The sequence below is a fragment of the Rhodospirillaceae bacterium genome (assembly GCA_016722635.1).
GTDB lineage: Bacteria > Pseudomonadota > Alphaproteobacteria > JAEUKQ01 > JAEUKQ01 > JAEUKQ01.
Map to the genome: position 1 here is coordinate 226,335 of JADKIX010000010.1, position 22,993 is coordinate 249,327.

Annotated in this window: 21 protein-coding genes; 12 read left to right on the forward strand and 9 right to left on the reverse strand. The window is 43.1% G+C overall.

Going from position 1 to position 22,993, the window contains the following annotated elements; translation table 11 throughout:
* The 6 genes from IPP67_05320 to IPP67_05345 form a co-directional block, all read right to left on the reverse strand.
* On the reverse strand, window positions 1-1,245 hold the full coding sequence (locus tag IPP67_05320; GenBank protein ID MBL0338588.1) for a cysteine desulfurase: 1,245 nt from the start codon (window positions 1,243-1,245) through the stop codon (window positions 1-3).
* Window positions 1,242-2,582 (reverse strand): SufD family Fe-S cluster assembly protein, encoded by a 1,341-nt coding sequence (locus IPP67_05325; GenBank protein MBL0338589.1) that lies wholly within the window; start codon window positions 2,580-2,582, stop codon window positions 1,242-1,244. Before IPP67_05325 ends, IPP67_05320 begins: the two co-directional genes overlap by 4 nt.
* 5 nt (window positions 2,583-2,587) lie before the next feature.
* Window positions 2,588-3,349 (reverse strand): Fe-S cluster assembly ATPase SufC, encoded by a 762-nt coding sequence (gene sufC, locus IPP67_05330; protein ID MBL0338590.1) that lies wholly within the window; start codon window positions 3,347-3,349, stop codon window positions 2,588-2,590.
* Window positions 3,350-3,384: 35 nt separating this feature from the next.
* Window positions 3,385-4,866, reverse strand: coding sequence for a Fe-S cluster assembly protein SufB (gene sufB, locus IPP67_05335; GenBank protein MBL0338591.1), 1,482 nt, complete (start codon window positions 4,864-4,866; stop codon window positions 3,385-3,387).
* On the reverse strand, window positions 4,863-5,348 hold the full coding sequence (locus tag IPP67_05340; protein ID MBL0338592.1) for an SUF system Fe-S cluster assembly regulator: 486 nt from the start codon (window positions 5,346-5,348) through the stop codon (window positions 4,863-4,865). Before IPP67_05340 ends, sufB begins: the two co-directional genes overlap by 4 nt.
* Window positions 5,349-5,509: 161 nt before the next feature.
* A complete protein-coding gene (locus IPP67_05345) occupies window positions 5,510-6,604 on the reverse strand; it encodes a cobalt-precorrin-5B (C(1))-methyltransferase (protein MBL0338593.1) in 1,095 nt (364 codons plus the stop codon).
* A 187-nt stretch (window positions 6,605-6,791) separates the two neighbouring features.
* Here IPP67_05345 and IPP67_05350 point away from each other — a divergent pair, with 187 nt between their 5' ends.
* Window positions 6,792-7,214 carry a hypothetical protein gene (locus IPP67_05350; GenBank protein MBL0338594.1) on the forward strand — a complete coding sequence of 141 codons (423 nt, stop codon included), beginning with the start codon at window positions 6,792-6,794 and terminating at the stop codon, window positions 7,212-7,214.
* A 249-nt stretch (window positions 7,215-7,463) separates the two neighbouring features.
* On the forward strand, window positions 7,464-8,705 hold the full coding sequence (locus IPP67_05355) for an MFS transporter (GenBank protein MBL0338595.1): 1,242 nt from the start codon (window positions 7,464-7,466) through the stop codon (window positions 8,703-8,705).
* A 97-nt stretch (window positions 8,706-8,802) separates the two neighbouring features.
* Here the strand turns inward: IPP67_05355 and IPP67_05360 are convergent, their stop codons facing one another.
* The gene (locus IPP67_05360; protein MBL0338596.1) at window positions 8,803-10,023 is read right to left on the reverse strand and encodes a D-alanyl-D-alanine carboxypeptidase; all 1,221 of its coding nucleotides are present in this window, start codon (window positions 10,021-10,023) and stop codon (window positions 8,803-8,805) included.
* Between the two features lie 291 nt (window positions 10,024-10,314).
* Between IPP67_05360 and clpS the strand changes: the two genes are divergently transcribed.
* From clpS to IPP67_05375, 3 genes are all read left to right on the forward strand, one after another.
* The gene (clpS, locus tag IPP67_05365) at window positions 10,315-10,689 is read left to right on the forward strand and encodes an ATP-dependent Clp protease adapter ClpS (GenBank protein ID MBL0338597.1); all 375 of its coding nucleotides are present in this window, start codon (window positions 10,315-10,317) and stop codon (window positions 10,687-10,689) included.
* Window positions 10,690-10,691: 2 nt separating this feature from the next.
* Window positions 10,692-12,971 carry an ATP-dependent Clp protease ATP-binding subunit ClpA gene (gene clpA / locus IPP67_05370; GenBank protein ID MBL0338598.1) on the forward strand — a complete coding sequence of 760 codons (2,280 nt, stop codon included), beginning with the start codon at window positions 10,692-10,694 and terminating at the stop codon, window positions 12,969-12,971.
* A 61-nt stretch (window positions 12,972-13,032) separates the two neighbouring features.
* Complete coding sequence (locus IPP67_05375) at window positions 13,033-13,914, forward strand: sel1 repeat family protein (GenBank protein ID MBL0338599.1); 882 nt, start codon at window positions 13,033-13,035, stop codon at window positions 13,912-13,914.
* Between the two features lie 174 nt (window positions 13,915-14,088).
* Here the strand turns inward: IPP67_05375 and IPP67_05380 are convergent, their stop codons facing one another.
* Together IPP67_05380 and IPP67_05385 are read right to left on the reverse strand one after the other, a co-directional pair.
* Window positions 14,089-15,285, reverse strand: coding sequence for an acyl-CoA dehydrogenase (locus IPP67_05380; GenBank protein MBL0338600.1), 1,197 nt, complete (start codon window positions 15,283-15,285; stop codon window positions 14,089-14,091).
* Window positions 15,286-15,370: 85 nt separating this feature from the next.
* A complete protein-coding gene (locus tag IPP67_05385; protein MBL0338601.1) occupies window positions 15,371-15,763 on the reverse strand; it encodes a hypothetical protein in 393 nt (130 codons plus the stop codon).
* 226 nt (window positions 15,764-15,989) lie between these two features.
* Between IPP67_05385 and IPP67_05390 the strand changes: the two genes are divergently transcribed.
* The 7 genes from IPP67_05390 to IPP67_05420 all read left to right on the forward strand — a co-directional run bounded on the left by IPP67_05390 (window position 15,990) and on the right by IPP67_05420 (window position 22,891).
* Window positions 15,990-16,904 (forward strand): branched-chain amino acid ABC transporter permease LivH, encoded by a 915-nt coding sequence (locus IPP67_05390; GenBank protein ID MBL0338602.1) that lies wholly within the window; start codon window positions 15,990-15,992, stop codon window positions 16,902-16,904.
* 280 nt (window positions 16,905-17,184) lie between these two features.
* Window positions 17,185-18,405, forward strand: a complete 1,221-nt coding sequence (livM, locus tag IPP67_05395) for a high-affinity branched-chain amino acid ABC transporter permease LivM (protein ID MBL0338603.1) — start codon at window positions 17,185-17,187, stop codon at window positions 18,403-18,405.
* Window positions 18,405-19,274 carry an ABC transporter ATP-binding protein gene (locus tag IPP67_05400; protein MBL0338604.1) on the forward strand — a complete coding sequence of 290 codons (870 nt, stop codon included), beginning with the start codon at window positions 18,405-18,407 and terminating at the stop codon, window positions 19,272-19,274. Before livM ends, IPP67_05400 begins: the two co-directional genes overlap by 1 nt.
* Window positions 19,275-19,297: 23 nt before the next feature.
* Window positions 19,298-20,035, forward strand: coding sequence for an ABC transporter ATP-binding protein (locus IPP67_05405; protein MBL0338605.1), 738 nt, complete (start codon window positions 19,298-19,300; stop codon window positions 20,033-20,035).
* A gap of 31 nt (window positions 20,036-20,066) precedes the next feature.
* Window positions 20,067-20,420, forward strand: a complete 354-nt coding sequence (locus tag IPP67_05410) for a hypothetical protein (protein ID MBL0338606.1) — start codon at window positions 20,067-20,069, stop codon at window positions 20,418-20,420.
* 127 nt (window positions 20,421-20,547) lie between these two features.
* Window positions 20,548-21,684 carry a branched-chain amino acid ABC transporter substrate-binding protein gene (locus IPP67_05415; protein ID MBL0338607.1) on the forward strand — a complete coding sequence of 379 codons (1,137 nt, stop codon included), beginning with the start codon at window positions 20,548-20,550 and terminating at the stop codon, window positions 21,682-21,684.
* Window positions 21,685-21,799: 115 nt separating this feature from the next.
* The gene (locus IPP67_05420; GenBank protein ID MBL0338608.1) at window positions 21,800-22,891 is read left to right on the forward strand and encodes a branched-chain amino acid ABC transporter substrate-binding protein; all 1,092 of its coding nucleotides are present in this window, start codon (window positions 21,800-21,802) and stop codon (window positions 22,889-22,891) included.
* Window positions 22,892-22,993 lie beyond the last annotated feature (102 nt).

A 22,993-nucleotide genomic window follows, 5' to 3' on the forward strand; every position in this document is an offset into this window, starting at 1 on the left:
TTAACCAAACACTTTCTTCACTTGCCTTAAACCTGTCATTAATTGATCAATATCAGCCATAGAATTGTATAATCCCAGCGAAACTCTTGTTGTCCCGGTTACACCAAACCACTGCATGGCTGGTTGGGCGCAATGATGCCCTGCCCGTACGGCCACCCCATACTGATCCAAAATAGTTGCGATATCATGAGGATGGGCACTGTCCATCACAAAAGATACTACCGGGCTGCGATCTTGGGGATGGCCGATGACGCGAAGACCAGCAACGCTTTTTAATTGTTGTAACAGGTAATCCAGCACAAGCTTTTCGTATTGGTGGATAGCATCCAAACCGATCTTTTGCATATAATCAATCGCGTATCCCAAACCGATAGCACCGGCTATGTTCGAGGTGCCAGCTTCAAAGCGGGTTGGTGGGGCGGCAAAGGTGGTTTTTTCAAAACTAACGGTATTGATCATATGACCACCACCCAAAAAAGGCGGCATTTTTTCAAGCAATTGTTTTTTACCGTACAAAATTCCTATGCCCGTTGGTCCATATAATTTATGACCGGTGAATACGTAAAAATCACTGTCGAGTTCTTGAACATTAATGGGTAAATGGGGTGCGGCTTGGCACCCGTCCACCAGGACAACAGCCCCGGCTTGATGGGCAAGACGGGCAATTTCCCGTATGGGAAAAACCGTACCGATAGTATTGGAAACATGGGCCACCGCCACCATTTTGGTGCGTGGGGTCAATAATTTGCGAAACCCTTCTAAATCAAAACTGCCATCCGGTAACATGGGGGCCACTTTAATGACGATATTTTTACGGGTTTGCAATAATTGCCAAGGGACAATGTTTGAATGATGCTCTAATAGCGAAACAATGACTTCATCACCCGCTTTTAAAAAAGCATCGCCGTAGGTATAAGCAACTAAATTAATGGCTTCGGTGGCGCCGCTGGTAAAGATAATTTCAGCAATTGAGGCGGCTTTAAGAAAGTGCTGCACTTTTTGGCGCGCTGCTTCAAAAGCCTCGGTGGCTTTGGCGCTTAAATCATAGACGCCGCGGTGAATATTGGCATAAGAAGAAGCATAAAAATCTTGGGTTTGTTTTAAAACCGACAGGGGTTTTTGGGCGCTGGCCGCACTATCGAGAAAGGCCAGCGGTTTTGCTGAACGATGCTGAAATATAGGAAAGTCTTGCCTGTATTGCTTAAAGACAGTATCGATTGGTAGAGGTCTGGCAGGCTTCATCATTTGGTGATTTCCCTTATAAATGGATCGGCCAGAAAAATATTGCGGATTTCTGCTGAGGAAATTTGATTAAAAATATCTTCTAAAAACCCCTTCACAATTATTCCAACAGCGATTTGGTAGCTTAATCCCCGGGACATCAAATAAAAAACCATGGTTTCATCAACAATCCCGGTTGCAGCCCCATGACTGCATTTAACGTCATCCGCATATATTTCTAATTCCGGTTTGTTAAAGACAGCAGCGGTCGGTGACAATAAAAGCGCTTTATAAGATTGGGCAGCATCTGTTTTAATAGCGTGTGGATGCACATGGATAGACCCCAGGAAAGAAGCGCGGGCTGCAGATGATGGTTTTACAGGCGATAAATGTTGAGCGACGCCTTTATAGTTTTGGGTGCTGAGGGTTGCGGGAACCTCATGATGAATTTCTGTCACATAGTGATGCTGTTGGCTTTCATGGGTCATATGAATGCCTTGCAGATGACAGCTAGCCCTGTCGCCTGTCAGATTTACCTTGATCTCCTGACGGCATAAGCCGGTTCCGCTCATTTTAGAAAAATGATGAAAACGACCGGATTTTTTTACATCAACAAAATTATGGTCCGTGACGATATGCTGGGACCCGGACAAGTCCCAATTGGTGTAAACGGATAATTGGGCGTTTTTCCCCACCAAATAATGGGTCACCTGATTGAGCCAACTATTTACATTTTGTGACGAAGAAAAAGGATGGCAGTGAAAAACCAGGGAAACGCTTGCCTCATCCCCAATATCGACAATATGGCGCCAAGATTCCATCAGGTTAAAAGCGGGGTGAAAAAATAGATGGATAGGTTTATCCAATTTTACCCCGGCAGCTATTTTAATAAGCAAACCATTGGTAAAAATTGCGCCGTTTAAAAAGCAAAGGCTGTTGCTTGGGGTGGAGGCAATTGATCCTAAATATCCTTGAAAAATATTCTCTGTAAGCGCCGGGTTTAGTTTATTCCCTTTAAATAAAGTTTCGATCTGCAATCCCTTTTCTTTGGGGGAGGTCATAAATTTTAAATCTATCCCATTAAAATCGGCATGTAATGAAGAAAAGGGCTGATCTTCTAAAGATACAGGGTTTGCTGATGTTGCGGTTGGGGATTGCTGGCTTACAGCTGCATAGGCATGTTCCAAAACACTGGTGGATACATAACGCCATTTCTCTAGCTTGGCTGAAGGTAGGCCAAATTCTTTAAATTGACCCAAGGCGTGCTTGCGGAAATTTGCAAGCCAAGCCATCTTCTGATCTAATAACGGAGGGGGGATGTCAGGTAATCTTGATTGCGGTGATAAAGGATTTTTTGGCATGTGATTTAGGCAATTCCCCCGGCCTTCATTTTCATGACTTTTTCATATCCTTGTTCTTCCAGCATCAATGCTAATTCTTTGGTCCCGGACTTGACAATCCGCCCATTGGCCATGATATGGATTTTATCAGGCAACACATGGCTTAACAATCGTTGATAATGAGTAATTAATATCATGGAACGCAAAGGTTGCCGTTGTTGGTTGATCGTTTCAGCGACAATTTTCAAAGCATCGATATCAAGACCGGAATCAGCCTCATCAAGGATAGCTAAGGCGGGTTGTAATAAAAGCATCTGCAGCATTTCCAGGCGTTTTTTTTCGCCACCCGAAAAACCGGTGTTTAAGGAACGGCCAAGCATTTCTTCGGAAATCCCTAATTGCAAACGTAATTGCTTTAATAACTTTAGGAACTCAAAAGCATCTATTTCCTTTTCGCCTCTATGGCGGCGGCTGGCATTAAAGGCTAACCGCAGAAAATGATTAATTGGCACGCCAGGAATTTCAATGGGATACTGAAAACCAAGGAATATACCAGCTTTTGCCCGTTCATCCACTGGCATACTCAGTAAATCCTGGCCTTTATAGTCAATTTTGCCTTTGGTAACGCGGTAATTGGGGTGCCCTGCGATCACGTAGGATAAGGTGCTTTTCCCAGAGCCGTTCGGCCCCATGATGGCATGGGTTTCCCCGATTGGGATTGATAAATTCACACCTTTCAAAATTTTTTTATCATCCCGCTCGACATGAAGATCTTGGATATCAAGCAATATGTTTGGCATTTTTATTCCCTTGATTTCTGTCATTACCCAACACTACCCTCTAAACTAAGACCTAATAATTTCTGTGCCTCCACCGCAAACTCCATCGGCAATTCTTGTAATACCTGTCTACAAAAACCATTCACAATCAACGAGACTGCATCTTCTGCACTAAAACCACGTTGTTGACAATAAAACAATTGCTCTTCACTGATTTTTGAGGTGGTGGCTTCATGCTCGGTATAAGAACTGGCATTACGGTTTTCGATGTAAGGGATGGTGTGTGCCCCGCATGCTTGACCAATCAATAAGGAATCGCACTGCGTGAAATTGCGCGCCTGATCTGCGGCATTCTGAATACGGACAAGGCCGCGGTAAGTATTTTGCGCTTTGCCTGCTGAAATTCCCTTGGAAATAATGGTGGATTTAGTATTTTTGCCGATATGGATCATCTTGGTGCCTGTATCGGCCTGTTGATAGTGATTAGTTAAGGCAATGGAATAAAATTTGCCGACCGAATAATCGCCTTGCAAAATACAGCTGGGATATTTCCAAGTAATAGCTGACCCCGTTTCCACTTGTGTCCAAGATATTTTAGAACGGATTCCGCGGCAAGCCCCACGCTTGGTAACAAAATTATAAATACCGCCTTTGCCTTGCTCATCGCCGGGGTACCAGTTTTGCACCGTCGAATATTTGATTTCTGCTTCATCCAAAGCGATTAATTCAACTACCGCCGCATGCAATTGGTGTTCATCCCGCATGGGGGCGGTGCATCCCTCCAAATAACTGACATAACTGCTTTTATCAGCAATAATTAAGGTGCGTTCAAATTGGCCGGTTTTAGCAGCATTAATACGGAAATAAGTGGAAAGTTCCATCGGGCAACGTACGCCCGGCGGTATATATACGAATGATCCGTCGGTAAAAACGGCCGAATTTAAAGTTGCATAAAAATTATCGGAAGAGGGGACAACACTGCCTAAATATTTTTTGATTAAATCGGGGTGTTTTTGTACCGCTTCGGAAATGGAGCAAAAAACAACCCCGACTTTGGCTAACTCTTCCCGAAAAGTGGTTGCAACGGAAACGCTGTCAAATACCGCATCAACTGCAACCCCTGATAATTGCTGCTGTTCATGCAGCGGTATCCCTAGTTTCTCATAGGTTTGGCGGATTTTAGGATCAATCTCATCCATGCTTTGTAAGGAGGGTTTTGATTTGGGAGCGGAATAATAATGGGCGTCTTGATAATCAATTTTGCTATAATTCAATTTTGCCCAAGTGGGTTCAACCATGGTTTGCCAAAAGCGAAAAGCTTTTAATCGCCAATCCAGCAACCAAGAAGGTTCATTTTTTTTTGCTGAAATGAACCGAACAATATCTTCATTCAGGCCTTTGGGCGCCGTATCGCTTTCAATATCTGTGATAAAACCATATTTATATTTTTCTGCCATCACCGATTCAACGGATTGGTTAAGATTTTTTGGGGCTGAGGGGAAGGTTTTCAAATCCGCCTGTTTCATAATTTTATCCCGTTTATTTTAGGGTGTTCTTGAAAAATTTCAAAAACAACCGCTGAAGACGAAGCAACCGGCGGCTTCGCTTTTTGGACAAGGTCAGCCAAGGGTACCGCTGCAAAAATCTGCCGAATAGCCTGATTAATTTTTTGCCAACTGGCACGCGATTGACAACTATCTTCCAAAGAGCAGCGAATATTTAGATGATCAGCGCATAAAGTTAAACTAATAGGGCCATCAATAGCCGTAATAATATCAGCCAAAGAAATGTCTGACATATTTTTATTTAGGCAATACCCACCTTTTACACCACGATGGGAGGCTAAAACATCTTTTTTACGCAAACAGGTCAGAATTTTGGCAACTGTTGTTTCCGGTAAATTGGTTAGATGTGCTAATTCCTGGGAATTATAGATGGAACGAGGGGATAAGCTTATTTGGCCCATAATCGCCACGGCGTAATCAGCCAATCGGCTAAGTCGGATCATATCTAGTAACTTTCACATATAATCAAGACCTTTTTAGTCTTGATTGAAAAATAACATACTGAAGGCCGAAGTCAAGGATTGAAAAAATAAATGCAATATTTTTTGCATGGGGAAAGTGCTGAGGATACTAAAAAATAATGGGCAGAAATATTTATAACGGTTCAAGAAGGTAAGGGGGATCTGCCAATTAAATGAGCTTGCCTATCAAAGATTAATATTTCGATATCCATTTGATGTTTTGCCGTATCCAATGCAATTTGCCTTGCATCGCTAGCCACCGCACTGGCTAAAGGAAGCTGATGTTTTTCTGCCTCCAACATAATTTCTAGGGCGCTGTTACCCTCTAGGGCCTTTTGTTGCAAGACTGACGAACCACCTAATTGACCCAGAGTTTTTGCCAAATAGGGGCGATCAATTTGGCTGCGACCGGAATGTAAATCCAAAAATCCAGCCGCCAGTTTGGAAATCTTAGCAAAACCACCTGCAATGGTTACCGTTGGGATGGGGTGGCGGGATAAATATTTTAACATCCCACCAGCAAAATCTCCCATATCAATCATGGCTTCATCCGCAGGCTTGTATAATTGCCGCACACCCGTTTCAGAAGTGCTACCGGTGCAGGCAAAAGCGTGTTGAATATCATTGGCCCGGCAAACATCAATCCCCTGGTGGATAGAGGCAATCCAAGCGGCACAACTAAAGGGGATCACAATCCCTGTCGTGCCCAATATGGAAATCCCACCAATAATCCCTAATCTTGGGTTCCAGGTGTGTTTGGCCAGCTCCAAGCCGTTATCAACAGAAATTGTAATTTCAGCTCCACCGTGATAATTATATTGCTGAAAAATTCGTTTCATTTCCTCCGTCATCATTGCTCTAGGTACCGGATTAATAGCGGGTTCGCCGATGGCCAGGGGTAACCCTGCTTTTGTGACGGTTCCAACCCCTCTGCCCGCTATAAATTGTATGATTTCTGGGTTAGGGGTCAATTTAACGGTTGATACAATCAGCGCCCCATGGGTCACGTCAGGATCATCGCCTGCGTCTTTAATAACCCCTGCTTGGGCATAATTAAGGTTATTACTGGTATAAGCTAACGTAAAATCGGTATGGCCGCCACGTGGCAAATGTATGGAAACCGGATCAGGAAAGTCGCCCGTGAACAGTGCTATACATGCAGCCTTACTAGCTGCTGTGGCGCAGCTGCCTGTTGTCCAGCCTCTCTTGAGGAGTGAAACCTGGGGCTTGATGATCATCTATTCCACCAATTGTTAGGTAAAAAATTAATTTTCTGCATCCTACGGATTATCATGACTTGAATTTTTTAGAGCATAAACAGGCTAGCGAATAAAAATTAAATAGTGGTATTAAATCAAATAATGGTATTGTAGGATAATCAAGATATCTTTATACGGTGCGGATAATATTTTAAGGGAAAAAAAGATGAGAAAATTAAACTTAATGATGGTTTTAGGTGGATTTTTATTTTCTTCGGTTAGTTATGGGCAAACCAGTAACCCAGCTCAAGATAACTCTATTTCCGTGGTTTTACCAATTGATGTGGTCATTGAGGGAAGTTATCAGGCAACGGGCGTGAATCCAGATGGAGGAAGATACGAAGCTGTCGTAGCGGTGAGTAAGTCAGGCCAAACTTATAAAGTTGCTTGGGCGGTTGGCGATCAGCAATATGTAGGTACGGGTATACTTCAGGGAGATTCTTTTGCCGTTGTATGGGTGGGAGGCAATGATCTGCCGCCGGGGTTGGTCGTTTACAAGGTTAATGCAGATCGAACTTTTGATGGCACATATGCGTATTTGGGAAGCACCCAATTGGCTTTCGAAACGTGGAAGCCCCGCAAACGCTAAGTTGTTATTCCCCATTGATTGGTAGTGGGGAGCATTTTTTATAACCATAGGATGGCCCCGGATATTTTGCCGGGGCTTTTTATTTAGGCATAGCGTGATTGCTAAAATTGATTCGGACTATCCATTGCTTGTTTTGATCTTTCTTATCTTTATTTTCTTATTTGCATAAATAAGGATTTTCTTATAAAAACAAAAAAAGCCTGCATATTCCATGAAAAGATTTTGTTCACAAAAATTAGGCACTAAATAATGCATCTCATCCGCTCCATTGCCCCCTTGTTAATTGGTATTGGCATCCTGATTATTGGCAATGGGCTGGCGGGGATTGTGTTGCCAATCAAAATGAGTGATTTGCATTATTCCGAACAAGTTTCCGGGCTGATCATGGCTTGTTATTACATTGGTTTTGCCTTGGGTGCCAGAATGGCCCAACGTATTATTAGCAATGTCGGCCATGTCAGGGCTTTTGCTGCCTTATCGGCAACCGTCGCGGCAGCGATTTTGGCTTATGGCTTAGTGCCGGAAGCAATATCTTGGGGAATGTTACGCGGCCTGAACGGTTTTGCCATGGCCGTGCTTTTTGCAATCATTGAAAGTTGGTTGAGTGAACGCAGCGCCAACCATAATCGTGGCCAGGTTTTATCTTTGTATATGGTGACTTCGTATTTCGGCAGCGGTTCTGGCCAATTGTTGGTCAATGTGCAACCGACCACGGGGATTGAATTATTTTGTTTGGCCGGATTGATTGTGGTTGTTTCCTTAATTCCGATTGTTCTGACAAAAAACGCCAGTCCTGATGTCAAACAAATTAAACCCCTATCATTTCGAAGTTTGTACCGGTTGTCGCCTTTGGGAATAGTTGGCACAATCGGGGCGGGGTTGCTCAGTGGCGGATTTTACGGGATGGGGGCGATTTTTGCTGATAAAGCTGGCTTAGATACGCTCGAGAAATCATTATTTATGTTTTCTGCCATCCTCGGCGGCTTATTAATCCAATGGCCGATTGGGAAATTATCTGATCGTTATAACCGACGTCAAGTATTGTTATGGATTGCAGCTTGTATCAGTATTATTTGTATTTTTGCTTTCAGCTGGTCATTTATTTCCGCCTATTACTTCCATATTTTATTAATTATTGCTTTGATATTTGGGGGTATGGCTGCCACCCTATATCCTCTATGTTTAGCCCACACATTTACTTATGTTGAAAAAAGCAATATGGTATCTGCGAATAGCGGGCTACTGTTGACCTGGGCGCTTGGCGCTTCCTCAGGGCCAGTATTGGCAGGGGTGTTAATGCGGAATTTAGGGGAATCGGGCTTTTTTCTTTACCTTGCTGTAGTTTCTGTATTCCTGGTAGGCTTCATTAAGTACCGGATGGGCCGCCGACCCCCCAAACCTTTGGAAGAACAAGCGGTCTTCCTGCCCATGCCAGAAAATGCTTTAGAAACAAGCGCTTTAGACCCGCGTGCGAGGAATCAAGAACAATAAGAGATAAGGCTTAACCTAAGTGCTTCAATCATTTTAGGGGTTGCTGAACGATGATTGGCTAAAAGCAGTATCAAAAAAAGGGAAGGCGCGACTAAAACTAGTGCCGCTCAGCGGTTGCCGGGACGTTTTTAACCAGGAAACAACTGAAGGTTTTTTTGACTAACAATTTGCAAGCTTCAGATGCTTTTTGATTGGTTAAACCCAGCAACCTGGCGCGATAAAATGTCTTTCCTTTACCTGCCTGATAAACGGTTATGTTGGCTTGCCCATAAGATGATTGCCCCAATACGGTAATCGCTTGATTTAGCTCGTCCTGTGCTAAATTATAGGTTGCAAAAGCGCCTATCTGAATGCCCCAACTCTTTTCCTGGCCCGACGGCTCAGCATATATAGCAACACTTGGTTTCAGAGCAGGTTTTAAAGAAGCAGGATTGGGTAATGGTTTGGAATTTCGGACTGGCTGACGATTGATAGGGGCAAATAAAGTGCTTTGCTGGGTGAGAGGTTTATTAATCTCTTTAAAACCCATATTTAATAAGCGAATCATTTGCTTTGTACGCAGAGCTGAGGAACGAGCACCCATCACAACGACGACTAAGCGATTGTTGCCACGTTGGGCTGACGTAATCAAATTATATCCCGACGCCCGGATATAGCCTGTTTTTAACCCGTCAGCGCCGTCATATTCTTTTAATAAACTGTTATGGGTAAAAAACTGCCGGTTATGATAGGTAAAGCTTTTTTTAGAAAAATATTGATAATACTCTGGATATTCCCGAATAAGGGCCAAAGATAATCTGCCCATATCTGCGGCTGTGGTCACCTGTTTAAAGTGGGGTAGGCCTGAAGCATTACCAAAAGTTGTTTGGATAAGGCCAATTTTTTTTGCCTTCTCATTCATCAACTTTACGAAACTGGCCTCACTGTCAGCCAAGTTCTCTGCGATAACAACGGCCGCATCATTAGCTGAATGAATGATCAATGCTTGGATGGCATCTTCAACTGTAATCGTATCCCCTGTCTTTAGACCGACTTTTGTCGCGGGCATAATCGAGGCACGATGAGAAATTAAAAGTTTTTGATTCAGTTTTAATTGCCCTTTATCCAAGGCATCAAAAACCAACATCAACGTCATCACTTTGGTTAAAGAGGCAGGATAAGTAACGACATTAGATTTTGATTCGGCGATTACCAAGCCGTTGCTGGCATTGACAATGACATAGGAAGAAACGGGCGTACGGGCCTGGACAAAATTTAAGCTGGCAATGATTAAATGACAGGCAGCCAACAATAAGAAAACGGGGGAAAACCGTCGCATAATAGGGTGGGATTGCAACTTTACAGGTGATCCTGAAAATGTAGTTTTTAAGAAATAAAACATGAATGCGCAACATATGTATTTTTATAATAATGTAAAAAGCTAAGTGATTTGCTTTAATCCCGCAACTATAAAAATAATCGAAAGATTTGTAACCATTTTATGGGATGGATGTTGAGAGGATGTATAACAATTAATTCCACGGCCTTGAGATTTTCTGATTTTATGACTACATTAGCACTATCGGTGCGATCATATTTTTGTAAAGCTTAAGGATAAACGATTTATTACATGGACAATACAGCATTTTCCCCGGTGGATAACGGTATGGGTAGCCAGCATAATAAGATGGGTGGTTTAGAACATCACCAAACTGCCGTATTGATTAAAAGTAAGCCAAAAGCTCAAACTAAAAAGCCGCCTAAATATAAAGTTTTGTTGTTAAATGATGATTTTACTCCAATGGAGTTTGTGGTAAATGTATTGAAAAAATTCTTCGATAAAGGTTATGAAGAAGCAACCTACATTATGCTGCAAGTTCACCAAAAAGGGTTGGGAATATGTGGGGTTTATGTATATGATATTGCAGAAATTAAAGTAACCCATGTTAATGAATTTTCTCGTCATCATGGATTCCCTCTTCAATGCACTATGGAGAAAGAATAAACATGCTTAGTGTTCATCTTGAAAAAACTATTCGCCGTGCTTTTGACTTGTCTATCAAATATGGGCATGAATATACAACACTTGAGCATCTTTTATTTTCCTTAACGGATGATCCAGACGCCTTAGCTGTCTTGCAAGCCTGCCAGGTAAATATTGCAAAATTAAAGGCAGATATTACCGAATTTATTGAAGATAATTTTGGCGCCATTATGCTCACTGAAACCAAAGAATCAAAGCCAACTATTGCTTTTCAGCGTTCTATCCAACGGGCTGTCTTGCAAGCAAAATCGGCGGGTAAGCAGGAAATTAGTGGGGCTAATTTGCTAATCGCGATGTTTTCTGAAAAAGAAAGTGCCGCCATTCATTTTCTAGAGCAGCAGGATATGTCCAGGCTTGATGCGATGCAATTTGTCAGCCACGGAATTGGAAAAAATTCTTCCGCCAGTCCTTTAAAAACGGCTAATCATTTGGAAGGCGATATAAGCCCAGACCAAACCGATAAAACAACCAAAAATAACCCGCTGCACACCTATTGTATCAACTTGAATAAGAAAGCCCAAGATGGAAAAATTGATCCCTTAATTGGCCGGGATGTCGAATTGGAAAGAACGATCCAAATTCTTTGCAGACGAACCAAAAATAATCCCTTATATGTAGGGGATCCAGGGGTTGGTAAGACAGCGATGGTGGAAGGCTTGGCTTACAAAATTATCCATCAGCAAGTGCCTGAACCGCTGGCCCAAGCGGTTGTCTATAGTTTAGATTTGGGTGCGTTAATTGCCGGGGCAAGGTACCGCGGGGATTTTGAAGAGCGCTTAAAGGCAGTTCTGAATGCTTTGCAAGCGCAACCACATGCTATTTTGTTTATCGATGAAATCCATACCATTATTGGGGCAGGGGCGACAGGCGGCGGCACTATGGATGCAGCTAATTTATTAAAACCAGCTTTAGCCAGCGGCCATGTGCGTTGCATTGGGTCTACCACATTTCGGGAGTTTCGTACCTATTTTGAAAAAGATCGTGCCTTACTGCGCCGCTTTCAAAAAATTGATATCCAGGAACCTTCTTTGGAAGACAGTGTGAAAATATTGCAGGGAATTAAATCAGCCTACGAGCGCCATCACCAAATTTCCTATACAGACCAAGCGGTCCGTAGTGCAGTGGAATTATCCGTTAAACATATCCATGACCGAAAATTACCCGATAAGGCTATTGATGTTTTGGATGAGGCAGGGGCTGCACAACGCCTAATAGCCGTCGATAAACGGAAGAAAATTATCGATCTCGCGGATATTGAAAGCATCGTGGCCAAGATTGCTCGTATCCCCGCTTCTTCAGTTTCCAGTAACGATTTACAGATGTTATCAAATATTGAACAAAATCTGAAACAAGTGGTCTTCGGCCAAAACCCGGCAATTGAGTTATTAAGCAGCTCAATCAAAATGTCACGGGCAGGTCTTAGGGAGTTAGAAAAGCCCGTGGGAAGTTATTTGTTCGCAGGACCTACGGGGGTTGGTAAAACGGAATTAGCAAGGCAACTGGCCCGCTTCTTAGGGGTGGAATTATTACGTTTCGATATGTCGGAATATATGGAAAAACATACGGTTTCCCGTCTTTTAGGTGCTCCTCCCGGTTACGTGGGATTTGATCAGGGTGGATTACTGACTGATGCTGTCGACCAGCATCCTCATAACGTTTTGTTGTTGGATGAAATGGAGAAAGCCCACCCGGATTTGTTTAATATCCTCCTGCAGGTGATGGATCATGGCAAATTGACTGACCATGTAGGAAAATCCATCAGTTTTAGAAACACTATTTTAATTATGACCACCAATGCGGGGGCTGCGGATATGCAAAAGCAAGCGATCGGTTTTGGTCGGCAACAGCCCTTTGAGCAGGTGCAGGACGCTATCCAGCGAATTTTTTCACCCGAATTTCGTAACCGCTTGGATGCCATTATATCATTCGCCCCATTATCTTTAGACGTGATTGAAAAAGTGGTTGATAAATATTTGACCCAATTATCTGCACAATTGATAGAAAAGCGTGTTGCCATCGAATTTACCAAGGCTGTCCGCCAGTGGTTAGCGGAGGTGGGCTACGATATTGTTTACGGTGCACGGCCTTTAGCAAGGACAATTCAAGAATATATTAAGAAACCATTGGCAGATGAATTGCTTTTTGGTAGACTTAGCAAAGGCGGCAAAGTAATTGTTGATTTAGAGGGGAAAAAGCCGTCTTTTGCTTATGAAAATAAAAACGAGCCAGTGTATCAGATTTAGGGATTAAGTTTTTCAGGCGCTCAAAATGATAGGGATGATTTTTAAGGTATCGCATAGAAAAATGGTTGGTAAAAGAATCAGAAATATTTTTTCAACGGTAGCAGCCAAAGCTATTTTGGCTGTTTTTCTGTTATTTTGTAGCAATGCAACTATATACGCAGCTGATTTAAATAGTGGCTATCTGGCTTTAAGGCAGGGCGATTATGACTTGGCAGCCCAAATATTTAAAGAGTTGGCCGATGCTGGGGATGCACAGGCACAACATGAATTGGGTTATCTCTATTCTCTTGGCTTAGGTGTACCGAAAGATTGGAAAAGAGCCACTGCCCTTTATACGCAAGCAGCTCGGGCAGGATATAGCCCAGCCCAAGCTGCTTTGGCCTATAGCTATAGCTTTGGCTTAGGTGTTCCTCTTGATAGGCAAAATGCAGAATATTGGAATGAGCAAGCCGCCGCCGCTGGCAATTTTATGGCTATCAACAACCTGGCTTTTGTTTGGGCGGATTCTGATAGAAATCTCGAAAAAGCTTTGCGAATGATCTCCATGGTATTGGAGGAGGAGCCTAATGAGGCTGCTTATCTTGATACTTATGGGTGGGTTTTATATAAAATGGGGCGTTATCAAGAGGCCATTTCCCCTGTTTGTCAAGCTGCCCTAAATGAACCCGGCAGCCCAGAAATCCGCCTTCATTTGGGTGATATTTATTGGCGAAATGGACTGAAAGAGAAGGCAGCCGTTGAATGGCAAAATGCTTTTGAATTGACAAAAACCGGCCAGTTTCTAAGTGAATCCGGGCAACATTTTGTTGGCGCACTCAAACTTGAAGAATGGAATGCCTTAATTACAAAAAGACTAAAAGAAGGTTTAGAGGGACCAAGTGGTAGTCCAGATGAACTACCGCAGGACTTCTTAAAAAGCAATTGTTTGCGCCCAATTTCTTAAAGAACGGTTTATAAGGTTATAAACATTGAATGCTGGTAAGGCGATAAGCTAATACCTAAATTGGGGATAGCAAGATTATTAAAGGCCAGCAAATGCTGGCCTTTTTTTTGGGTGGGGTGGGGTTAATAGAAGGGTTTCCGCAACAGTTAGGGATTTCAAAATCATTCGGGATATTTAATCGGCATTACTAAACGCTTGAATGCCAGTCTGGGCGCGACCCAAAATCAAAGCATGGATATCATGTGTCCCTTCATAGGTATTAACCGCTTCTAAATTGAGCATATGGCGGATGACATGGTATTCATCGGCAATGCCGTTACCGCCGTGCATATCCCGGGCAACCCGGCTGATGTCTAAAGCTTTGCCACAGGAATTGCGTTTGATTAGGGAAATCATTTCAGGGGTTGCCTTGCCTTCATCTTTTAAACGGCCTACTCTTAGGCAAGCTTGTAAACCCAGGGTAATTTCTGTTTGCATATTGGCTAACTTTAATTGGATCAGCTGATTGGCCGCTAATGGTCGCCCAAACTGCTTGCGGTCTAAAGTATATTGCCTGGCCGCATGCCAGCATGCTTCTGCTGCTCCCAATGCTCCCCAACCAATGCCGAAGCGGGCATTGTTTAGACAGCTAAAGGGTCCTTTTAAACCCGTCACCAAGGGTAAAAGATGCTCTTTCCCTATCTTCACCCGATCCATCACAATTTGGCCGGTGATCGAACAGCGTAAAGACATCTTCCCTTCGATTTTAGGAGCGGACAATCCTTTCATGCCTTTTTCTAAAATAAAGCCACGAATTAAGCCTTGAGGATCTTTAGCCCACACAATAAAAACGTCGGCAATTGGGGAATTGGTAATCCAAGTTTTGCTTCCCGTTAAAATATATCCGTCGCCTGATTTTTCTGCTTTCGCGACCATACTTCCAGGGTCAGATCCATGATCAGGTTCGGTCAATCCAAAACAGCCAACTTTTTCACCTGTAGCTAGGGTTGGCAAATATTTTTGTTTTTGTTCTTCGCTGCCAAAAGCATCAATCGGGTACATGACCAAACTGGATTGTACGCTCATGGCAGAACGGTATCCTGAATCAACCCGCTCAATTTCCCTGGCAATCAAACCATAACTGACATAATTCGTGCCAGCGCAACCATATCCCTCAATCGTTGATCCCAAAAGGCCCAAAGATCCTAGTTCGCGCATAATGGCGGGGTCAAATTTCTCGTGCCGGAAACTATCTAAAACCCTGGGCATCAAATGCCCTTGGGCATATTGCCTAGCCGTATCCCGGATGAGTTTTTCATCTTCCGCCAATTGTTCTTCTAAAAGCAGGGGATCTTCCCAATTAAAACTGGCAGCTGCTGGTTGTTTTTGCATGTGATACTCCCCGCGTAAAAATGACTATGTGTAAGGTTTAAAATTATTCTTAAAGAAATATAGGAAAATGGTTCCAATTATGAAATTATCGGACAAAGGTCTTAATCTTATCGCGCAATAAAGGGATAATTCTTGTTATATCCCCATCTGCTTCAATAGCAATAGAAATATGGGCTGATTCAGCTATCGGGGTAACAAATTGAAAAAAATTACCGTATCTTACCAAAACATATTCGAAGCCACCACAATCCAATGCTCCTCGCTGAGTGAGGATCTTCATGAGGGTAGGATTTACAAAAAGCTCTTCGTACAAATCAGAAATGCTGCCCGATGGTTGCAGCAGGTCTTGGCGTTGATGGGACAGCACTTTTATACCATCACATACGGCAACATAGCGGATCTCCAGCCCTACGGCCAATATTTGGTGGATCAGTGCTTCTGTTTTTTTTGGATCAATCTGTTGGGTTTTCTTAATCATCAGCCAAAAATATCCCCTTTGCGATTAAAACGTCTATCAACATTCAATTTCTCCTTCCCGCAAAAATAGCCTTGCCATATTTATTGTGTTCGTAATAGGTTAAAATAATTAATTTTAAAAATAAAGAAATTGCAGCAAAAGTAATATCAAAATAATAAAAACCAATACATGAAATGACTTATAAGATTTGGCGGCTTTGCATATATGCAAGAAATGGCAAGAAGTAATGGGATATTTTATCGAACAATTGATTAATGGCCTTAGCCTTGGCTCGGTATATGGACTAATTGCAATCGGTTATACCATGGTTTACGGCATTATTGGCATGGTTAATTTTGCCCATGGCGAAGTTTTTATGATTGGGGCTTTCCATGCCCTTATCACCTATTTACTGTTACAAACATTGGGTGTTGCGATACTGCCTGTGGCTATTATTATTGTTTTGGTGGTTTCCGTTACATTGACCGCAACTTACGGCTGGGCGATTGAAAGGATTGCTTATCGCCCGTTGCGCGGCTCCTTTCGCCTGGCACCTTTGATTTCCGCGATCGGCATGTCAGTTTTTTTACAAAATTATGTTCAATTATTGCAAGGGGCTAGGCCAAAATCCATCCCGCCCGTCATCCAAGGCAGTTTGCATTTGTTTGAAGGGGAGGATTTTTCTATTTCCATCAGTTATTTAAGGCTGTTTATTATTATCGCCACCGTGATCTTGATGATTTTTTTCACGTTGTTGATTACCAAGACTTCCCTTGGCCGTTCCCAACGGGCCTGTGAACAAGATATGAAGATGGCGGCGTTACTCGGTGTTAATGTCGACCGCGTTATCTCCATCACTTTTATTATTGGCGCATCTTTAGCGGCCATAGCCGGGTTGATGTTCATGTTTTTTTATGGCGTGGTTGACTTTTATATGGGATTCATTGCTGGCGTCAAAGCCTTTAGCGCGGCAGTCTTGGGCGGTATCGGCTCCCTGCCGGGGGCTATGCTGGGCGGCTTGTTGTTAGGGGTCATTGAGTCTTTGTTTTCGGGATATTTTTCCGTTGAATATAAAGATTTGGCAGCTTTTAGTGTGTTGGTACTGGTATTGATTTTCCGGCCCACTGGGTTACTGGGCAGGCCTGAGGTTGAGAAGGTGTAACATGGATACAACGCTTCCAAAGCCATCTTCCCCATCCCCTATTGCCAAAATTTTGGGTGATTCAGCTATCATGTCATTGGTAGGGGGAATACTCGGATTTTTACTAATAGGGTTTAAAACGGAGGCGCGGGGGATCAACCTTGAACTAGATTGGCGTTTATCCCAAGTTTTAGCGCTGGTGGTTTTTGTGTTTGTTGGCCGTCTTTGTCTGGGCCTGCGGCAATTTCATTATCGCTTGCCAGCTATCTTCTTGGCTGGGGTAGTCAGCGTTTATTTTGTCATGGGCCTTTTACTAAGGGAGATGTATGGCTTTTCCGACCTACCATTACCCTATATTGATAATAAATTGAATTGGATGACAGCGGCCATTTATATGGGATTAGTTATTTATTTGGCTGCAACGTATAACTCGAAAAAGTCGGCACGGGAGAAGAAAATTGTTCTGCCTACTTCTCCCCCCAAGATTTATTTATCACCCATTTTCCGCTGGATGATAGCTATCGCTGTTCTTTTTATCCTGATTTCTCTGCCTTTTTTGTCGGTTATTGACCGACGTTACCTTAATATTCTAACCCAAGTTCTCTTATATGTGGTGTTAGCTTGGGGTTTGAATATTGTCGTTGGGTTGGCAGGGTTATTGGATTTGGGGTATGTCGCTTTTTATGCGGTGGGTGCCTATAGTTATGCCCTTTTATCGCAATATTACGGCTTTAGTTTCTGGCTTTGCCTGCCATTGGCGGGGCTACTAGCGGGCGGTTTTGGGGTGATGTTAGGGTTTCCTGTTTTGCGGTTGCGGGGAGATTATTTAGCAATTGTCACGTTAGGTTTTGGTGAGATTATCCGTATGATTCTTGTAAATTGGTATCAATTTACAGGGGGGCCGAACGGACTTAATCAAATCCCCAAACCATCATTGCTCGGTTATGTTTTTGAAGAACCGAACGGCCAAGGAAACACCGTATCTGAATGGTTGGGGCTATCTTACAGCAGTGAGCATTTTTACATATTTATGTATTTATTGATTTTAGGTATTGCTATGTTCGTGTTGTGGTTTGTCAAAAAATTGCGCCGGCTTCCGATCGGCCGGGCATGGGAAGCCTTGCGGGAGGATGAAATTGCCTGTCGGGCGCTAGGGTTAAATCCTACCAATGTAAAATTGGCAGCCTTTGCCACCGGTGCAATGATTGCGGGTGTCGCGGGGTGTTTTTTTGCCGCTTACCAAGGTTTTATTAGCCCTGAAAGTTTTACTTTTATGGAATCTGTTACTATTTTGGCAATTGTAGTATTAGGGGGGATGGGCAATCAATTGGGGATCGTCTTGGCAACCGTTATTTTAATTTTTATGCTTGAATTTCGTGATTTGGAACAGTTCCGCATGCTGGCATTGGGCGGATTGGAAGTTTTTATTATGATTTGGCGCCCCCGCGGGCTTATTTCCCGGCGGTATCCGACGATTTTTCGTCGTTTTGCCAGCCCTCCTTTTTCGTTGAATGCCAGATGATGAATACAAAAACACCCATCCTGGATGTTGAACATTTAACGATGCGGTTTGGCGGGTTGACCGCCATCGACGATGTTTCCTTAACTGCTGTTAAGGGGGAGATCACTGCCATTATTGGGCCTAATGGAGCGGGGAAAACCACCCTTTTTAATTGCCTAACCGGTTTTTATAAACCGACAATTGGTCGATTAAGCTTACATCAACCAGCAAAAACCTTTCTTTTGGAGCGGATGGAAGGTTTTAAAATTGCGCGAATAGCTAAGGTCATCCGTACCTTTCAAAATATTCGCCTATTCCCAGCGATGACCTTACTTGAAAATATGATGGTTTCGCAACATACAGCTTTAATGAAAGCTTCCGGCTTTAGTTTATTGGCGCTTCTATCCAGTTCGAATGCGTTGAAAGACAAAAATGGTTTTTATCAAAAATGGCAAGATTTTCTTAAACTTTCCTTCTATGTTAACAAAGAATGTCAGGCAATTGATAAATGTTGTTTTTGGTTAAATCAGGTTGGATTGCTTGAAAGGGCAGATGAGCCAGCTTCTTCCTTGCCGTATGGTGCGCAGCGGCGTTTGGAAATTGCCCGTGCCATGTGCGCGGATCCAACCTTGTTATGTTTGGATGAACCGGCAGCCGGACTGAATCCTAAAGAATCCGCTGAATTAAATAATTTGTTGCTTGAAATTAAGAATAATCATGCGACCAGTATTTTGTTGATAGAACATGATATGAGTGTGGTGATGAAAATTTCTGATCACCTGGTCGTTTTGAACTATGGAAAAAAAATTGCTGAAGGAACGCCTGAAGATATTCAAAAAAATCCCACCGTTATTGAAGCTTACCTTGGACATACTTTAAATGATCAATGACCTTAATGTAATAATTGATGAAAATGACTGAAACCAGCAACCCGGAACCACAAAATATTTTAGAATTAAAAGCTGTCCATAGTTTTTATGGCCATGTGGAAGCATTGCGTGGGGTCAATTTGCAGGTCAAGGCAGGGGAAATAGTGTCGCTGATTGGGGCAAATGGGGCTGGAAAAACAACCTTGTTAATGACTATTTGTGGAAAACCCAAACCCCAACAGGGAGACGTTTTATTTCTTAATCGATCGATCGTTTCTTTGCCGACCCACCAGATTATGCGCTTAGGTATTGCCCATTGTCCGGAAGGACGCCATATCTTCCCAAAAATGACGGTGATGGAAAACTTACAAATGGGGGTGACAAATATCTCCAAAGATTTTTTTGAAAAAGATTTACAAAAGATTTTTGACCTGTTCCCTATTTTATACAATCGCCGCCGCCAGCGCGGGGGGACTTTATCGGGTGGGGAACAGCAAATGTTGGCGATCGCCCGTGCTATCATGAGCCGTCCGAAATTGTTGTTATTGGATGAACCTTCTTTAGGGTTAGCCCCGATTATTGTGCAAAAGATTTTTGAGATTATTCGTCAACTGAATCAGGAATTTAAAATGACCATTTTGTTGGTCGAACAAAATGCCTATCATGCTTTGAAATTGGCGCATCGGGGCTATGTATTGGCGAATGGGCAAATTGTTATTCAAGGAACGGGTCAGGAATTATTGAATAATCCTGATATTAATAAAGCTTACCTCGGCGGCTAAAGCTATAAAAATACAAGGACCAAGTAGAAATATGGAAGAGCTTCTCATAAAATTTGATTTGGCATTGCCAGAATTTTTAGGGGTTACTGTTTTTCTGTTTGGTTTTGCCGCTTATGCGACCGGCCAAGCGGTGGCAGGTAAATGGCAGCCTTGGTGGTATTGTATAGGATATTCCGCCTTGCTCGGATTATTTGATCGTTTTATGCACTATGCTCTCTTTGCAGGGGTGTTGGATAGTTATGCCGCCTATATAGTAGATACGCTGGTTATTTTTCTGATATCTTTAGGGTCTTACCGGCTGACCAAGGTATATAAGATGATCCATCAATACCCTTGGTTATATCAACGTACTTTTATATTTTTCTGGCAAAACAAAGCAAATTGATTGGTCGGCGTTTTAAATAAAATATAATAAAGTTACAATATAAATCGAATTATTGCATTGATTACCTTATAATGAGGGCTAATACTAATAATATTATTATCGGAATCATTTAAATCTGGAGAAAAAAATGGCTAAAAACTTATTTTCGGTTGCTCTGGCAGCGTCTATGATTTTAGTGGGCATGGCCCGCATTTCAGCTGCCCAATCCCAAGAAGAAGTATTGATTGGCTTTGCCGGTCCAATTACCGGCCCTGTCGCGGCACTGGGCGAACAAATGGTCAAAGGGGTTGAGATGGCGGTTGCGGACATTAATGCCCGGGGTGGGGTATTGGGTAAAAAGTTGCGGCTGGTGATTGGCGATGACGTTTGTGATCCTAAACAAGCGGTTGCGGTTGCCAATGACATGGTGAAGAGGAAAGTTGCTTTGGTTGTGGGGCATGCTTGTTCCTCATCTTCTATTCCGGCATCAGCTGTGTATGCTGCGGAGGGGATTTTGCAAATTACCCCAGCTTCAACCAATATTGCCTTAACAGATGATGCCGCTAAAAAAGGCTGGACAACGGTGATGCGGACTTGTGGTCGTGATGACAAGCAGGGAGATTTTGCGGGGCGCTGGTTGGCGCAAACCTATCCAGGTAAGAACGTCGCGATCTTGCATGATAAATCAACCTACGGCAAAGGATTGGCGGATGAAACCAAAAAAAACATGAATGCCAGCGGTCTACGCGAGAAAATGTTTGAAGCTTACAATGCCAATGAACGTGATTTTTCTGCTCTAATTAGCAAAATGAAAAGGGACAAGATCGAAATAGTCTATGTGGGTGGCTATCACAATGATATCGGTTTGTTGGCACGCCAGGCCACTGAACAAGGATTAAAGATAATGATTGTGGGTGGCGATGCCCTGAACAGTTCAGATTTTTGGGCGATCAGCGGGGCTGCGGGCGAGGGGACACGTTTTAGTGATTCTTCCTCTGCCTTAAACTTACCAGCGGCGAAACCAATTGTCGAAAAGTTCCGCAGCCAAGGCTATGAACCGGAAGGCTATACCTTGTCCAGTTATGCAGCTATTCAAGCCTGGGCGGCGGGTGTTGTGAAGGCCAATAGTTTTGATGGTAAGAAAGTGGCTGCTGCCTTGCGTGGGATGAATGTCGAGACGGTCATTGGTACCTTAAATTGGGATCAGAAAGGTGATTTGAAGAATCCTGTTTATGCTTGGTTCGTATGGAGTAAGGGAAAATTCGCCCAGGAAGTAAAAAAATAGTGGCTAAAATTAGGAAGAGTTATAGAGTAGAAAAACGGATTGTATTTTTAGGTTTATTTAGGGAGAGAGAAAAGTGAAAAACAAATTATTAAAAAGTTTAGCGTTTGCTGCAACTATGATGTCAGTTTCCTATCCAATAACTGGGCAATCCCAGGAAGAAATACTTATCGGGGTAGCAGGGCCTATGACGGGATCTATTGCGGCATTTGGGGAGCAATTACGGTATGGGGCTGAACAAGCCGTTGCAGATATCAACGCCCGGGGTGGGATATTGGGTAAAAAGTTGCGGCTGGTGATTGGCGATGACGTTTGTGATCCCAAGCAAGCGGTTGCGGTTGCCAATGATATGGTAAAGAGGAAAGTTGTATTTGTGGCTGGGCATTTTTGTTCTTCCTCCTCCATTCCGGCATCGGCTGTGTATGCTGCGGAGGGGATTTTGCAAATTACCCCGGCTTCAACCAATATTTTGTTAACGGATGATGCCGCCAAAAAAGGTTGGACAACGGTGATGCGGACTTGTGGGCGTGATGATAAGCAGGGAGATTTTGCGGGGCGTTGGTTGGCGCAAACCTATCCGGGCAAGAATGTGGCGATTTTGCATGATAAATCAGCCTATGGTAAAGGATTGGCGGATGAAACCAAGAAGAACATGAACGCCGCTGGTCTACGTGAAAAAATGTTTGAAGCTTACAATGCTAATGAACGTGATTTTTCTGCCCTAATTAGCAAAATGAAAAGGGATAAGATCGAAATAGTCTATGTGGGCGGCTATCACAATGATATCGGTTTGTTGGCACGCCAGGCCACTGAACAAGGACTAAAGATAATGATTGTGGGTGGAGATGCCCTGAACAGTTCAGATTTTTGGGCGATCAGCGGGGCTGCGGGCGAGGGGACACGTTTTAGTGATTCTTCCTCTGCCTTAAACTTACCAGCGGCGAAACCAATTGTCGAAAAGTTCCGCAGCCAAGGCTATGAACCGGAAGGCTATACTCTGTCCAGTTATGCAGCTATTCAAGCCTGGGCGGCGGGTGTTGTGAAGGCCAATAGTTTTGATGGTAAGAAAGTGGCTGCTGCCTTGCGTGGGATGAATGTCGAAACGGTCATTGGCACCTTAAATTGGGATCAGAAAGGTGATTTGAAGAATCCTGTTTATGCTTGGTTCGTATGGAGTAAGGGAAAATTCGCCCAGGAAGTAAAAAAATAAGGGGCTGAGTTTTTTAAGATCAAAAGGAAAGGCCGGTATTCTTTACCGGCTTTTTCTTTTGGCTAACAATTATCGTGAATTTTTTATGTGCTTGAAAAAGAT